At 73.1% G+C, this 13,465-nt stretch carries 13 protein-coding genes and 6 tRNA genes; 10 read left to right on the top strand and 9 right to left on the bottom strand.

Going from position 1 to position 13,465, the window contains the following annotated elements; all coding sequences use genetic code 11:
* The 3 genes from cobT to IEZ17_RS18990 all read left to right on the top strand — a co-directional run.
* Window positions 1-2,138 (top strand): nicotinate-nucleotide--dimethylbenzimidazole phosphoribosyltransferase (gene cobT, locus IEZ17_RS19000; protein ID WP_189301626.1); only part of this gene is annotated, 2,138 nt, incomplete at its 5' end.
* Between the two features lie 175 nt (window positions 2,139-2,313).
* Window positions 2,314-3,552: a uroporphyrinogen-III C-methyltransferase gene (cobA, locus tag IEZ17_RS18995; protein ID WP_189301624.1), complete on the top strand. Its 1,239-nt coding sequence runs from the start codon at window positions 2,314-2,316 to the stop codon at window positions 3,550-3,552.
* A gap of 53 nt (window positions 3,553-3,605) precedes the next feature.
* The gene (locus IEZ17_RS18990) at window positions 3,606-4,424 is read left to right on the top strand and encodes a TrmH family RNA methyltransferase (RefSeq protein WP_189301623.1); all 819 of its coding nucleotides are present in this window, start codon (window positions 3,606-3,608) and stop codon (window positions 4,422-4,424) included.
* A 64-nt stretch (window positions 4,425-4,488) separates the two neighbouring features.
* Here IEZ17_RS18990 and IEZ17_RS18985 read toward each other — a convergent pair whose 3' ends face one another.
* Complete coding sequence (locus tag IEZ17_RS18985) at window positions 4,489-5,835, bottom strand: serine/threonine-protein kinase (protein ID WP_189301621.1); 1,347 nt, start codon at window positions 5,833-5,835, stop codon at window positions 4,489-4,491.
* 609 nt (window positions 5,836-6,444) lie between these two features.
* On the opposite strand from IEZ17_RS18985, the gene IEZ17_RS18980 reads away from it, so the two are divergent.
* Complete coding sequence (locus IEZ17_RS18980) at window positions 6,445-6,654, top strand: hypothetical protein (protein ID WP_189301619.1); 210 nt, start codon at window positions 6,445-6,447, stop codon at window positions 6,652-6,654.
* Window positions 6,655-6,878: 224 nt separating this feature from the next.
* Here the strand turns inward: IEZ17_RS18980 and IEZ17_RS18975 are convergent.
* The 5 genes from IEZ17_RS18975 to IEZ17_RS18955 form a co-directional block, all read right to left on the bottom strand.
* Window positions 6,879-6,950, bottom strand: a tRNA-Val gene (locus IEZ17_RS18975).
* Window positions 6,951-6,989: 39 nt separating this feature from the next.
* Window positions 6,990-7,061, bottom strand: a tRNA-Val gene (locus IEZ17_RS18970).
* Window positions 7,062-7,085: 24 nt separating this feature from the next.
* Window positions 7,086-7,157 (bottom strand) — tRNA-Val (locus tag IEZ17_RS18965).
* Between the two features lies 1 nt (window position 7,158).
* A tRNA-Cys gene (locus tag IEZ17_RS18960) sits at window positions 7,159-7,232 on the bottom strand.
* A 34-nt stretch (window positions 7,233-7,266) separates the two neighbouring features.
* Window positions 7,267-7,339, bottom strand: a tRNA-Gly gene (locus IEZ17_RS18955).
* A gap of 195 nt (window positions 7,340-7,534) precedes the next feature.
* On the opposite strand from IEZ17_RS18955, the gene IEZ17_RS18950 reads away from it, so the two are divergent.
* Genes IEZ17_RS18950 through IEZ17_RS18940 form a run of 3 tightly spaced genes read left to right on the top strand, consistent with a single transcriptional unit; the run spans window position 7,535 to window position 10,278 of the window.
* Window positions 7,535-8,587: a chorismate-binding protein gene (locus IEZ17_RS18950; RefSeq protein ID WP_189301664.1), complete on the top strand. Its 1,053-nt coding sequence runs from the start codon at window positions 7,535-7,537 to the stop codon at window positions 8,585-8,587.
* Window positions 8,584-9,408, top strand: a complete 825-nt coding sequence (locus IEZ17_RS18945; RefSeq protein WP_189301618.1) for an aminotransferase class IV — start codon at window positions 8,584-8,586, stop codon at window positions 9,406-9,408. Before IEZ17_RS18950 ends, IEZ17_RS18945 begins: the two co-directional genes overlap by 4 nt.
* Window positions 9,409-9,447: 39 nt before the next feature.
* Window positions 9,448-10,278 carry a GNAT family N-acetyltransferase gene (locus IEZ17_RS18940; RefSeq protein WP_189301617.1) on the top strand — a complete coding sequence of 277 codons (831 nt, stop codon included), beginning with the start codon at window positions 9,448-9,450 and terminating at the stop codon, window positions 10,276-10,278.
* 77 nt (window positions 10,279-10,355) lie between these two features.
* Here IEZ17_RS18940 and IEZ17_RS18935 read toward each other — a convergent pair whose 3' ends face one another.
* Window positions 10,356-10,907: a DsbA family protein gene (locus IEZ17_RS18935; protein ID WP_189301616.1), complete on the bottom strand. Its 552-nt coding sequence runs from the start codon at window positions 10,905-10,907 to the stop codon at window positions 10,356-10,358.
* Window positions 10,908-11,078: 171 nt separating this feature from the next.
* Here IEZ17_RS18935 and IEZ17_RS18930 point away from each other — a divergent pair, with 171 nt between their 5' ends.
* Together IEZ17_RS18930 and IEZ17_RS18925 are read left to right on the top strand one after the other, a co-directional pair.
* Entirely contained in the window at window positions 11,079-11,534 is a 456-nt protein-coding gene (locus tag IEZ17_RS18930; protein ID WP_189301615.1) for a hypothetical protein, read from the top strand.
* A gap of 68 nt (window positions 11,535-11,602) precedes the next feature.
* Complete coding sequence (locus IEZ17_RS18925) at window positions 11,603-11,758, top strand: hypothetical protein (protein WP_189301614.1); 156 nt, start codon at window positions 11,603-11,605, stop codon at window positions 11,756-11,758.
* Between the two features lie 33 nt (window positions 11,759-11,791).
* On the opposite strand, the gene IEZ17_RS18920 is transcribed toward IEZ17_RS18925, so the two are convergent.
* The gene (locus tag IEZ17_RS18920; RefSeq protein ID WP_189301613.1) at window positions 11,792-12,358 is read right to left on the bottom strand and encodes a CGNR zinc finger domain-containing protein; all 567 of its coding nucleotides are present in this window, start codon (window positions 12,356-12,358) and stop codon (window positions 11,792-11,794) included.
* 226 nt (window positions 12,359-12,584) lie between these two features.
* Complete coding sequence (locus tag IEZ17_RS18915; protein ID WP_003959770.1) at window positions 12,585-12,998, bottom strand: SsgA family sporulation/cell division regulator; 414 nt, start codon at window positions 12,996-12,998, stop codon at window positions 12,585-12,587.
* A 379-nt stretch (window positions 12,999-13,377) separates the two neighbouring features.
* On the opposite strand from IEZ17_RS18915, the gene IEZ17_RS18910 reads away from it, so the two are divergent.
* Window positions 13,378-13,449 (top strand) — tRNA-Val (locus IEZ17_RS18910).
* Window positions 13,450-13,465 lie beyond the last annotated feature (16 nt).

The following is a 13,465-nucleotide window of genomic DNA, read 5'->3' as shown; positions in this document are numbered from 1 at the left end:
CCCCGGCCCCGGCCGACGCCACCGCGCAGCAGGCCGCCGAGCCCGCCCCCTTGTCCGCCCCGGCCCCCGAGCCCGCGGCTGCCGACCAGCCCGCCGCGGACGCCCCCGCCGCAGAGGTGGAGAACGTGACCGTGCACATCCCTGCCCAGGCGATCACGGAGCCCGTCCCGGCGGCCGAGCCGGCACCCGCCGCCGCGCAGCCGGACCCCGCCACCGCACCGGCTCCGGCCGCCGCCGAAGCCGCCGCGCCCGACAGCGTCCCCCGCCCGCACGAGCAGGACGACGCCCAGTTCATCGAGCTCGGCGAGGGCGAGGGCAACGCCGGTGCAGCCCCCCAGGACGAGGCCCCCGGAGCCCCCGCGGACGGGACCACCGACGGCGGCGACACCGCCCACGTCGCCTCCCCGGCCGCCCCCGCCTACGACGACTCCGAGCGCGCCGCCGTCCACCGCGTCATCCGCGAACGCCGCGACATCCGCAACGGCTTCCGCGGCGACCCGATCCCCAACGAAGTGCTGCTGCGCGTCCTGGAAGCGGCCCACACCGCCCCCAGCGTCGGCCACTCCCAGCCCTGGGACTTCGTCGTCATCAGGTCCGACGAGACCCGCGAGAAGATGCACCAGCTCGCCATGCGGCAGCGCGACGCCTACGCCAAGTCGCTGCCCAAGGCGCGCGCCAAGCAGTTCCGCGAGCTGAAGATCGAGGCGATCCTCGAAACGCCGGTGAACATCGTCGTCACCGCCGACCCCACCCGCGGCGGCCGGCACACCCTCGGCCGGCACACCCAGCCGCAGATGGCCCCGTACTCCTCGGCGCTCGCCGTCGAGAACCTCTGGCTCGCCGCCCGCGCCGAGGGCCTGGGCGTCGGCTGGGTCAGCTTCTTCGACGAGCGGGAGATGGTCCGCGAACTGGGCCTTCCCGAACACCTCGAAGTCGTCGCGTACCTCTGCGTCGGCTACGTCGACGAGTTCCCGGACGAGCCCGAGCTGATGCAGGCCGGCTGGTCCAAGCGCCGCCCGCTCTCCTGGGTCGTCCACGAGGAGACGTACGGACGGCGCGCCCTGCCCGGTGAGGACCCGCACGACCTCCTCCAGGAGACCCTCCAGGGCATCCGCCCGCTGGACGCCAAGGCGCTCGGCGAAGCCTGGGAGCGGCAGAAGCGGATGACCAAGCCGGCCGGGGCACTGGGCATGCTGGAGATCATCTCCGCGCAGCTCAGCGGCCTGTCCCGCAAGTGCCCGCCGCCCGTCCCGGAGCCGGCCGCGGTCGCGATCTTCGCCGGCGACCACGGTGTCCACGCCCAGGGCGTGACCCCCTGGCCCCAGGAGGTCACCGGCCAGATGGTCGCCAACTTCCTGGGCGGCGGCGCGGTCTGCAACGCCTTCGCCAATCAGGTCGGCGCCGAGGTGTGCGTGGTCGACGTCGGCGTGGCCGGCGACCTCCCCGCCACCCCCGGCCTGCTGCCCCGCAAGGTCCGGGCCGGCACCGCCGACTTCACCCAGGGCCCCGCGTTGACCCAGGAAGAGGTCCTCAAGGCCATCGAGGTCGGCATCGAGACCGCCCGGGACCTCGTGGCCGCCGGCAACAAGGCGCTGCTGACGGGCGAGATGGGCATCGCCAACACCACCGCCTCGGCCGCCCTGATCGCCGTCTACACGGGCGTCGACCCGGCCGAGGTCACCGGCCGCGGCACGGGCATCAACGACGAGACGCACGCCCGCAAGGTCGAGGTCGTCCGCCGAGCCCTGGAACTCCACCAGCCCGACCCGGCCGACCCGGTCGGCGTCCTCGCCGCGCTCGGCGGCCTGGAGCACGCGGCCATGGTCGGCCTGATCCTCGGCGGCGCCTCGCTGCGTACGCCGGTGATCCTGGACGGCGTCAGCGCCGGCGCCGCCGCCCTGGTGGCCCGCGCCATCGCCCCCGAGGCGCTGGCCGCCTGCATCGCCGGCCACCGCAGCGCCGAACCCGGCCATGTCGCGGCTCTGAACAAGCTGGGCCTGCGCCCGCTGATCGACCTCGACCTGCGGCTGGGCGAGGGCACCGGCGCCCTGCTCGCGCTGCCCGTCGTGCAGAGCGCCGCCCGCGCGATGCACGAGGTCGCCACCTTCGACTCCGCCGGAGTCACCGAGAAGAGCTGACCGGGACAGGCCATGACAAGGGCCGCCCCCGCATGACCTCCGGCCCGCAGCCCCATAGGCTGTGGGCCGGGGCCGTAGCGCCTCCCGGGCCGTTCCCCCTCATCAGCCGCTCCAGTGCCGCAGCGACTGAGCCGGACGCCGAACCCGCACCATCCGCACAAGGAGCCGTACCACCATGGCCGAGCATGCCTCCGAACACGCCGCCTACCCCGTCGGACTGCGGCTGTCCGGCCGCCGCGTGGTCGTCCTGGGTGCCGGGCAGGTCGCCCAGCGCCGGCTCCCCTCGCTCATCGCCGCGGGCGCCGACGTCCTGCTGATCTCCCCGTCCGCCACCCCCTCCGTCGAGGCGATGGCCGACACCGGCGAGATCCGCTGGGAGCGCCGCCGCTACCGGTCCGGTGACCTCGACGGTGCCTGGTACGCGCTGATCTCCACCGACGACCCCGAGGCCAACGCCGCCGCCTCCCAGGAGGCCGAGGACCGCCGCGTCTGGTGCGTACGCTCCGACGACGCCGAGGCCGCCACCGCCTGGACCCCGGCCACCGGGCGCAGCGAGGGCGTCACCGTGGCCGTGCTCACCGGCCGCGACCCGCGCCGCTCCGCCGCCGTACGCGACGCCATCGTCGAGGGCCTGCGGGACGGCAGCCTCGCCGCCCCGCACCACCGTCGCCCGCACACCCCCGGCGTGGCCCTGGTCGGCGGCGGCCCCGGCGACCCCGATCTGATCACCGTCCGGGGCCGCCGGCTGCTCGCGGAGGCGGACGTGGTCATCGCCGACCGGCTCGGCCCGCGCGATCTGCTCGCCGAACTCCCGCCGCACGTCGAGGTCATCGACGCGGCGAAGATCCCGTACGGCCGCTTCATGGCCCAGGAGGCCATCAACAACGCCCTGATCGAGCACGCCAAGGCCGGCAAGGCCGTGGTGCGCCTCAAGGGCGGTGACCCGTTCGTCTTCGGCCGCGGCATGGAGGAGGCCCAGGCGCTCGCCGCCGCCGGCATCCCCTGCACGGTCGTCCCCGGCATCTCCAGCACCATCTCCGTCCCCGGCGCCGCCGGCATCCCCGTCACCCACCGCGGCGTCGCCCACGAATTCACCGTCGTCAGCGGCCATGTCGCCCCCGACGACGCGCGCTCGCTGGTGGACTGGGCCGCGCTCGCCAAGCTGCGCGGCACCCTCGTCGTCCTGATGGGCGTGGAGAACAGCGGTGCCATCGCCGCCAAGCTCATCGAGCACGGCCGCCCCGCCGACACCCCCGCCGCGGTCATCCAGGAGGGCACCACCGCCTCCCAGCGCCGCGTCGACGCCACCCTGGCATCCCTCGGCGAGACCGTACGGGCCGAAGGCGTCCGCCCCCCGGCCGTCATCGTCATCGGCGACGTCGTCACCGTCGCCGCCCCCACCACCCACAGCTGACCGATCCGCTCCCCGGCGTGGGAATCCCGAGACCGACAAGGCACTATCTCCCCGTGGCAGAAATCATCACCGTCGAGGACCCGGACGACCTGCGGCTGCGTGACTACACCGGTCTGACCGACGTCGAGCTGCGGCGCCGGCGCGAGCCCGCCGAGGGGCTCTTCATCGCCGAGGGCGAGAAGGTCATCCGGCGGGCCCGGCACGCCGGGTACGAGATGCGCTCCATGCTGCTCTCGGCCAAGTGGGTCGACGTCATGCGCGATGTCATCGACGAGGTCCCGGCTCCGGTGTACGCCGTCAGCCCGGACCTCGCCGAGCGCGTGACGGGCTATCACGTCCACCGCGGCGCCCTCGCCTCGATGCAGCGCAAGCCGCTGCCGGACGCCGCCGAACTGCTGCGCACCACCCGCCGCATCGTGGTCATGGAGGCCGTCAACGACCACACCAACATCGGCGCCATCTTCCGCAGCGCCGCCGCCCTCGGGATGGACGCGGTCCTGCTCTCCCCGGACTGCGCCGACCCCCTCTACCGCCGCTCGGTGAAGGTCTCCATGGGCGCGGTGTTCTCCGTCCCGTACGCCCGCCTGGAGAGCTGGCCCCGCGACCTGGCCGTCGTACGGGAAGCGGGCTTCAAGCTGCTCGCCCTTACCCCGGCCGATCAGGCCACCGCCATCGACACCGCCGCCCCGCACACCCTGGAGCGCGCCGCCCTCATGCTGGGCGCCGAGGGCGGCGGTCTGACCACGGGCGCCCTCCGCGCCGCCGACGAATGGGTGCGCATCCCCATGGCCCACGGCATCGACTCCCTCAACGTAGGAGCCGCAGCCGCGGTGGCCTTCTACGCGGTGTCCGCGGGCCGCCCGGCCTCCTGAGGCACCGTCCGCCCCGGGCCCCGGCACCCCTGAGCGGGCGTCGGCCCGGGGGCCCGGAGCCCGCTCACGCCCCGGGCGCTGCCACGCCTCCGGAAACTTCCCCGCCGCCGTACGCCGTGACCGGCACCGGCCGCTCCGTGCCCATCCCGTGGGCCGGTCCCTGGCACCCCTGGGCCGCCGCGATACCGAGCGCCACCAGCAGCGTCACCACCACGAACACGACCACCCGCTGCCGCAGCAGCCGCCGGTCGGGCCCCGGCCGCCGCGCGCCGGATCCGGTCCGCACCGGAGCACGTGAACCGTTTCGCCCCGTGGGACGGGACGCCGGCCCCCGGCCGCCGTTCCGCCCGCCGGTCCGCTGACCGGTCCCGGATACCGGGCCCCCGGGCCGGGACGACGCATCCCGCGGCGTGGGCGGCCGGGACGGCTTCGGGCGCGGGGCGGGAGTGCCCGCCGGCCGTCGCTCGGTGCGCTGCCGCGCGTACTCCTCGGCCCGCCGGCCGGTCGGCCGGTCCGACGGACGGCGCTCGACGCGCTCCCAACCGGCGCCGCCGCCCGCCCCGTTCTCCAGCGGCCCGCCGGTCAGGCCGTGCGCCTCGCGGGCCGCGATCTCCTTGAGCCGCAGGGACAGCGACAGGGTGCTGGGCCGGTCCGCGGGGTCCTTGGCGAGGCATGCCGCGAGCAGCGGCGCCAGCGCGTCCGGCACCCCGGCCAGCTGCGCCTCCTCATGCACCACGCGGTAGAGCATGACCTCCGAACTGCCCTGCCCGAAGGGCGAGTCCGCGGTGCAGGCGTACGCGAGCGTGGCGCCCAGCGAGAAGATGTCCGTCGCCGGTGTCACGGCGGCCCCGCGCACCTGCTCCGGCGCCAGGAAGCCCGGCGACCCCACGGCCGTACCGACATGCGTCAGCGTGCTGGCGCCGGTCGCCCAGGCGATTCCGAAGTCGATGATCCGCGGCCCCTTGGGCGACAGCAGGATGTTGGACGGCTTCAGGTCCCGGTGCACCACCCCCGCGTCATGGACGGCCAGCAGCCCCTCGGACAGCGCCGCGCCGACCGCCGCGACCTCCGCCGGGGACAGCGGCCCCTCCTCGTTCACCTTGTCGTGCAGCGAGGGCCCCGGTACGTACTGGGTCGCGAACCACGGGCGGTCCGCGTCCAGATCGGCCGCGACCAGCCGTGCCGTGCAGCCGCCGCGGATCCGCCGGGCCGCCGAGACCTCCCGCGCGAACCGCGACCGGAATTCCTGATCCTCCGCCAGATCCGGCCGGATCACCTTCAATGCGACCCGCTGGCCGCGTTTGTCCGAGCCGAGATAGACCACGCCCATCCCGCCCGCGCCGAGCCGGCGGTGCAGCCGGAACGTCCCGACGACACGCGGGTCCTCGCGTCGGAGCCGCATCATCGCCATGTCCGTCCCCTGCCTGCGGTGGGGAGGCCCCACTCCGCTCAACCGTCTGACGTGGCACAGCTTACGGATTGACGGCTCGCTGTGCCGATAGGCCGCGCATGCGTCGGCAACCGGTTTATCGGCAGCCGCCGCGATTCCCGGACCACGCAAGGAAATCCCGCCGCGCCCCGGTCCGACTACCCATGCCGGGCCCCAATGATCCCTATTGGAACGGACTTTGACGGTACGAAAGGCAATTGTCCCGCTGCTCCCCCGGTCGTGGCGAGACCGGCCCGGGGGCCGGGACGTCGGTACGCGGGGGAGAGTCGGAAGTGATCGAAGTCACCGTTTCAAGATCGGGTAGGGAGGTAGGCCGCCACCCCCGGCTCCCGGCCGGCCCGCACACCGCCCTCCGGCCTCAGGGATGTCCCCAGGTCCCGCTGCCGCGCTCTCCACCCAGGGGAGTACGCCGGGCGCCCTCCCGTCATCCTCGCGTAGGCCCGTCAAGCGGTACGAGGGCATGACGCCCAGCGCCGCCCGCGTGCCTAGTCTTGAGATCAAGCGGCGGGTGCAGCACTCGTCCCCCGAGGTCAGACGCCCGCCGCCCCAGATCACGACAGGAGCGGGGCGATGGCGGAGACCACGGCACGGACGGCCCTTCGGGCGCAGGGGCGCAGGGCCGCCGCCGCGCTCGACGGCCGCCGCGCCTCCGGGACCCGCCATCCCCTCATAGCGGTGGCCATGGTGCTGCCGCTGGTGTTCCTCCTGGCCGTGGTCTTCGGCGGCTGGGAAGCCGTCATCACACAGGCGTCGTCCGTGGCCGGAATGCTGGGGCGCTGAGCGGGCGCCCCGGTCCCGGGAGAGCGGCCCGGGACGGGGACTTCCGGCCGACAACCCCGTGGGGACGGGGGAGCGGCGGACGGCACGAATGGCCGGGCATCTGGGGAGATGCCCGGCCATCGAGCTTTTCGCAAGCGGCTTGCCGCCCAAGCCAGTTGAGCGGCACGGGCGTCCGGTAGAACGACCGAGGGCCGGAGCGAAAGCTCCGGCCCTCAGGATCCGTGTGGACGATACTGGGATTGAACCAGTGACCTCTTCCGTGTCAGGGAAGCGCTCTCCCGCTGAGCTAATCGTCCTCGGGGCCGCGGATATCGATGATCTCCGCGGATACTGCGTGCGCGATACTGGGATTGAACCAGTGACCTCTTCCGTGTCAGGGAAGCGCTCTCCCGCTGAGCTAATCGCGCGGGAGCCCGGTCGAGCCGGGCCAGTGGACGATACTGGGATTGAACCAGTGACCTCTTCCGTGTCAGGGAAGCGCTCTCCCGCTGAGCTAATCGTCCTTGGAGGTGGAGACGGGATTTGAACCCGTGTAGACGGCTTTGCAGGCCGTTGCCTCGCCTCTCGGCCACTCCACCAGGAGTGAGGGGGTCGGGAAGATCCCCCACATCGAGCGGACGACGAGACTCGAACTCGCGACATCCACCTTGGCAAGGTGGTGCTCTACCAACTGAGCTACGTCCGCAGGTGACTCTCCCAGACTACGTCGGAAAGCTACCCGGCCTCCGGGGCGCTTCCGCGTCCCGGCGACGTGTTGAACTCTAGCGGATTCCGGGGCCAGTACAAAAACGCGTTTGTGCAGCGTGCTGCGCTGCTCGCTCGGCCCGGGCGGTTGTCGGTGCGCCGCCATAGACTCACTGACGTGCACGACTTCGCTCCCATGGCCCGCTTCGGCGGCCTGATAGCCACCGGCCTGCGCGATGTGACCAGCGATCCCGCGGCCCTGGACTCCGCGGGTTGGTGGGCGGTGACCACCGACTTCGAAGGGGGTGTGGTCTGCGCCCGCTTCGCCGACGTACGCCCCGCGACCGCGGCCGATGACCCCGCCCCCGACCGGTGGCACGGCCCGCTCCCCGGCGACTGGCACAGCTCCATGGACCGCGCCGCCTATACCGCCGGCGTACGGCGCATCCGTGAATACATCGCGGCCGGAGAGGTCTATCAAGTGAACCTCTGCCGGGTCCTGACCGCGCCGCTGCCGGACCGCGACCGCGCCGATGTCGACGCGCTCTCCGCCGTGCTGGCCCGCGGCAACCCCGCGCCCTACGCCGGCACGATCCGGCTGCCCGCTCACGGCGTCGAGGTGGCCACCGCCTCCCCGGAGCTGTTCCTGCGGCGCACCGGCCGGACCGTCGAGTCCGGCCCCATCAAGGGCACCGGCCGCACCGCCGCGGACCTCTCGGAGAAGGACCGGGCGGAGAACGTGATGATCGTCGACCTGGTCCGCAACGACCTCGGCCGGGTCTGCGCCACGGGCACCGTCACCGTCCCCGCCCTCTGCGCCGTGGAGGAGCACCCCGGCCTGGTCCACCTCGTCTCCACCGTGCGCGGCGAACTGGCCGAGACGCACGAGAAGACGGCCTGGGCGGACCTTCTCGGCGCCACCTTCCCGCCCGGGTCGGTCACCGGCGCCCCCAAGTCCAGCGCGCTGCGGATCATCGACGAACTGGAGACCGCCCCCCGCGGCCCGTACTGCGGCGGCATCGGCTGGGTCGACGCCGACCGCCGCACCGGCGAGCTCAACGTGGGCATCCGTACGTTCTGGATCGACCGCACCCCACCGGGCGGCCCGGTCCTCCGCTTCGGCGCCGGGGCCGGGATCATCTGGGACTCGGACCCGGAGCGGGAGTGGGCGGAGACCGAGTTGAAGGCGCGACGACTGCTCGCGGTAGCGTCGGGTGTGCACGAAGTGAGCGGAGGAACACAGCGATGAAGATCTGGCTCGACGGGGGACTGCGGGACGCCGAGACCGCCCGGGTCTCGGTCTTCGACCACGGCCTGACGGTCGGCGACGGCGTCTTCGAGACGATCAAGGCCACCCACGGCCGCGCCTTCGCCCTCACCCGCCACCTGGAGCGCCTGACCACCTCCGCCCGGGGGCTCGGCCTGCCCGCCCCCGATCTCGACGAGGTGCGGCGCGGCTGCGAGGCCGTGCTGGACGCCAACCCGATGGCGCTCGGCCGGCTGCGGATCACGTACACCGGCGGCGTCTCCCCGCTCGGCTCGGACCGCGGCGAGGCCGGCCCCACCCTGGTCGTCGCGCTCTCCGAGACCCGGCGCCGCCCCGACACCACCGCCGCCGTCACCGTCCCCTGGACCCGCAACGAGCGCGGCGCGCTCACCGGCCTGAAGACCACCTCGTACGGCGAGAACGTCGTCGCCCTCGCCCGCGCCCGCGAACTGGGCGCCTCCGAGGCGCTGTTCGGCAACACCGTCGGCGCGCTCTGCGAGGGCACCGGCTCCAATGTCTTCGTCGTCCTGGACGGCGAACTGCACACCCCGCCGCTGTCCTCCGGCTGCCTGGCCGGCATCACCCGCGCGCTGACGGTCGCCTGGGCCGGCGCCAAGGAGACCGATCTGCCGCTGGACGCCCTGGAGAGCGCCGAGGAGATCTTCCTGACCTCCACGCTCCGCGACGTCCAAGCCGTGACGCGTATCGACGGCCGCCAACTCGCCGACGGGCCGGGCCCGGTGACCGCCGAGGCGATGCGGATCTTCGACGAGCGGTCGGCCGCGGACTTCGACCCGCGCTGATGATGACGGGCCCGTGGGCGGGCGAGTAGAAAGTCTTCCGTGACCACTACGCTGCGCCCCGCGGGCCCCGAAGTACGACACGACGACGGCCACCGGTCCCGCCCCTACGACATCTGCGTCAACAGCCGCCGGGTCGGCGGGATCCAGCTCGCCACGGACACCCGGTTCGGCCCGGCGGCAGGCCGGATCGAGGCCCTGGCGGTCGACGCCCCGGACCGGCACCGCGGGCGGGCCACGGTCGCCGCGCTGGCGGCCGAAGAAGTGCTGCGCGGCTGGGGCTGCCGGCAGATCGAACTCACCGTGCCCACCGACGCCGAGGCGGCCGTCCGGCTCGCGGCGGCACTGGGCTACACCGAACGCAGCCGCGTCATGACCAGATCCCTCACCGGCCCGCCCCGGCTCCCCGAGGGGAGCGTCGACCGGCCGCTGAGCGCGGACGCGTACCCGGCCTGGCGGGACGCCGCGCTCGCCGAGCACATCCGGTCGGAGATCGCCCAGGGGATGTCCCGCGAACGCGCCGAGGAGACGTCGGCCGCCGCGCTCGACGCCCTGCTCCCCAACGGCGCGGCCACGCCCCACCACACGCTGCGCGTCCTCGCCCACGAGGGCACCGACGTCGGCACGCTCTGGCTCGCGCTGCGCCTCCCGGGGCAGCCCGGCGGCTATGTCTTCGACGTGCGGGTGGCGCCCGGGCACCGCGGCGAGGGCCACGGCCGCACGCTGATGCTCGTCGCCGAGCGGGAATGCGTGGCCGCGGGCCGCTCGTCGCTGGCCCTGAACGTCTACCCGGACAACGCCCCCGCGCTCGGCCTCTACGGGGCGCTCGGCTACCGCATCACCGCGTACCGCCTCTGGAAGCCGATCCTCTGAGCACGGCCGGCCCTCCGCACGACCGGTGCGGCACCCGGAGGCCGCCCGTCGGACCGGACCGGCCCCCGGGGCAGGCCCTAGCCCTGTCCGCCGTCCTGCCCGGCCAGCAGCCGGTCGGCGATCTCCTCGATACGGGCCCGCAGCCCCTCCTGGCTCTTCCCGCCGTCCAGCCGCTCGCCGCCGATCACATACGTCGGGGTGCCGGTCACCCCGATCGCCTTGCCCTCGGCCTGGTCCGCGTCCACGACCAGCAGATGCCGCCCGTCGATCAGCGAGGTGTCCAGCTCCTCGGCATCCAGCCCCAGCTCCCCGGCGACGTCCAGCAGCAGCTTCTCGCCGTGCGTGCCGAGCTCCTCCGTACGTGCCAGCACCGCCTCGACGTACGGCCAGCCCCGCCCCTGCACGGCGGCTTCCTCGGCGGCCTGGGCGGCGGCGTAGGCGCGCTTGTGCTTCTCCAGGGGGAAGTGGCGCAGTTGGATGTCCAGCCGGTCCCCGTAGCGTTCCCGGAGCGCCCGTACGTCCGCCAGCGCGGCGGCGCAGTCCGGGCACTGGAGATCGCACCAGACGTCGAGCTGGGGCGGTACGGGGTTGCTGGGGGCGGAGGTGCCGGAGACGGCGGCGTCGTTCATGGGGCCAGTCTCCCAGTCGGCTTCCCCGGGCCGGAACCCGGACCTGCGGAGGAGGCCGACCCGGAGATCTCCCTGAGGTCCGGCCGGAACGTGGCTCGGGCGGGGCCGGAGGGGGCAGGATGGAAGGGAGCGCGGAACGCCCGCTCGTCCCTCGACCGGCAGGAGGACCGGATGCTGACCTCGACAGTCTGTGCCGCGGTTTCGGCAGCGGGCCTGGGCATCGCCGCGCTGACCGCGTACCGCAAGCGCTTCCTGGCCGCGACCCGTATCGCCGCCTTCGCCCTGATCCCCGTCGGCCTGGTGATGACCGGTGTCATCGACTGGGTCACCAGCATCGTCCTCAAGCCCACGGTCTGGGCCGGTTTCGGTGTGCTCGCGCTCTCCGCGGTGCTGTTCACGATCAGCCGGTTCGTGGAGCGCCGCCGCGGGATAGGCGGCCGGAAGGAGCGCAAGGCCGCGGCGGCCTCCCGGCCCGAAGCGGTGGCGCCGGCCGCCTCGGCGCCGTCCCTCGGTGCGGGCCGCGCTGCTCAGCCGGCGCCCAAGGGCAAGCAGGCGCCGGGCAGGGATCTGGCACCCAAGGATGACTTCTCGGACATCGAAGCGATCCTGAAAAAGCACGGGATCTGATGAACTCCCGCTGCTGAGAGGCTTATTGGCGGCACCGGGACGATCATCTGCGCCATGATGCGCGCGAGATGAACGATGAGTGCGCCCTCGCCCAAGACGACGCCCCGTGCCCCGAACCCCGCGGTTGCCTGTTCGCGCTGTCCCAGCCGCCGCTGATGCTCTTCCTGGCCGTCATCGGCTTTCTGCTTCTCCTGGGCGCCGTACACGACCTCTACATCCTGTGAGGCCGACGAGACGGTGCGCCGCCGGGCAGCAGCTCAGCCCGCCGCCTCCCGCCGCCGCGCACGGTATGCCGCCACGTGCAGCCGGTTGCCGCAGGTCCGGCTGTCGCAGTAGCGCCGGGAGCGGTTGCGCGACAGGTCGACGAAGGCGTGCCGGCAGTCCGGCGCCTCGCACCGCCGCAACCGCTCCCGCTCCCCGGCGACGACGATGAAGGCCAGCGCCATCCCGCCGTCCGCGGCGAGGTGGTCGGCCACCGAGGCGTCCGGCGCGAAGTAGTGGACGTGCCAGTCGTAGCCGTCGTGGTCGGTCAGCTGGGGGGTGGTGCCCGCCGAGGCGACCAGCGCGTTCAGCTGCTCGGCCGCGGCGCGGTCGTCCCCGGCCGCGAAGACCTGCGCGAACCGCGCCCGTACGGTCCGTACGGCCGCCAGATCGTTCGCCGCGAGGGCGCCGACGCCGCTGACGTCGTTGCGCCGAACGAAGTCCTGGAGGGCCGACAGGTCGGTCAGGCTGTCCGGTGCGCCGGGCGCCTCGCCCTCCGGAGCGGTGTTCAGCAGATCGACGACCGCATCCAGCGCGCACCGGGTGTCATGGGTGATCAGCACGGTTCCGCTCCCTGGCCAGGTGGGGTCGGGCGGGTGCCGCCCCGGTGTCGTTGGCGAATGGTCGCCGACTCTAGCGTCTGGAACAAGGCTCGGCGCCGTCTCCGCGGTGGGTCCGCGGCGACGGCGCCGGAGCGTGCCGTATGAACTTGTCGGTCCTGCGCCGTCTCCCCGAGTCGGACGGTCGCAAGTGTGAGCGGGTGGGTGCGGTGGGTATCTGTGCCGCGCCTCAGCTCTCCGCCAGGATGTGGGAGAGCTCCGTGTCGAGATCGAAATGGCGGTGCTCCGTACCGGGTGGTACGGCGGCGTCGGTCCTCTTGAGGAACGATTCGAGTGCCCGCGCCGGGGCCTCCAGAAGGGCTTCTCCTTCGGGGGAGCTCAGGGCGATGCAGACAACGCCCTGCCCGTGGCTCCGGGACGGCCATACGCGGACGTCTCCGGTGCCCGTGGGCCGGTGCAGGCCCTCGGCGAGGAGGTCGCGGGCGAAAACCCATTCGACGGTCTCCTCGGCTCCGGTATGGAAGGTGGCATGCACGGCATACGGATCGGCCGTGTCATACCGCAGGCCCGCGGGTACAGGCAGTGAGGACTCGCTCGACACAACGAGGCGCAGGTGCAGCTCGCAGCTGACCGTGGTGTTCATAAGCGCCAGGGCCTTTCGCTCAGTGTGCGCTCGGGGATTCGCACGTCGGCGAAATCGACATGCCACCTACGGTGCCGTTGTAAACCCCTCTGACGGTTTTGCGTGGCTTCAGGTACCTCTTACGGCGGATTGCGTGATCGTCCCCGACCGTAATGAGGTGGCACGGTCCTGTCCGGTAAGTGTGCGCTCCAAATACGCAGAGTAATGGGAGGCGGGGCCGGTCGGTCGGCGATCTTCGCGGGTTGGGCGATTCGGGTGACGGGATTCGGGCGCCGGATGCCGTACGGCTCCGTCCGGCTGTCCGCCGCGCGAAGATCGGCGGCTGCTCCTGCGGTGGTCGGAAGTGCCTCCCGACGTGGGGTAATGTTGGCGGTGCGCCGGGCGATTAGCTCAGTGGGAGAGCGCTTCGTTCACACCGAAGAGGTCACTGGTTCGAACCCAGTATCGCCCACCGGGATCATGGACCG

The sequence above is a fragment of the Streptomyces albospinus genome (assembly GCF_014648695.1).
Taxonomy (GTDB): Bacteria; Actinomycetota; Actinomycetes; order Streptomycetales; family Streptomycetaceae; genus Streptomyces; species Streptomyces albospinus.
This window is presented reverse-complemented; position numbering and strand designations above follow the sequence as displayed.

Bases quoted from the DNA above. Each gene is read 5' to 3' on its own strand.
- cobA (WP_189301624.1), top strand. From the start codon at position 2,314: ATGGCCGAGCATGCCTCCGAACACGCCGCCTACCCCGTCGGACTGCGG.
- IEZ17_RS18985 (WP_189301621.1), bottom strand. From the start codon at position 5,835: ATGGCGATGATGCGGCTCCGACGCGAGGACCCGCGTGTCGTCGGGACG.
- IEZ17_RS18980 (WP_189301619.1), top strand. From the start codon at position 6,445: ATGGCGGAGACCACGGCACGGACGGCCCTTCGGGCGCAGGGGCGCAGG.
- IEZ17_RS18950 (WP_189301664.1), top strand. From the start codon at position 7,535: ATGGCCCGCTTCGGCGGCCTGATAGCCACCGGCCTGCGCGATGTGACC.
- IEZ17_RS18945 (WP_189301618.1), top strand. From the start codon at position 8,584: ATGAAGATCTGGCTCGACGGGGGACTGCGGGACGCCGAGACCGCCCGG.
- IEZ17_RS18935 (WP_189301616.1), bottom strand. From the start codon at position 10,907: ATGAACGACGCCGCCGTCTCCGGCACCTCCGCCCCCAGCAACCCCGTA.
- IEZ17_RS18930 (WP_189301615.1), top strand. From the start codon at position 11,079: ATGCTGACCTCGACAGTCTGTGCCGCGGTTTCGGCAGCGGGCCTGGGC.
- IEZ17_RS18925 (WP_189301614.1), top strand. From the start codon at position 11,603: ATGAACGATGAGTGCGCCCTCGCCCAAGACGACGCCCCGTGCCCCGAA.
- IEZ17_RS18915 (WP_003959770.1), bottom strand. From the start codon at position 12,998: ATGAACACCACGGTCAGCTGCGAGCTGCACCTGCGCCTCGTTGTGTCG.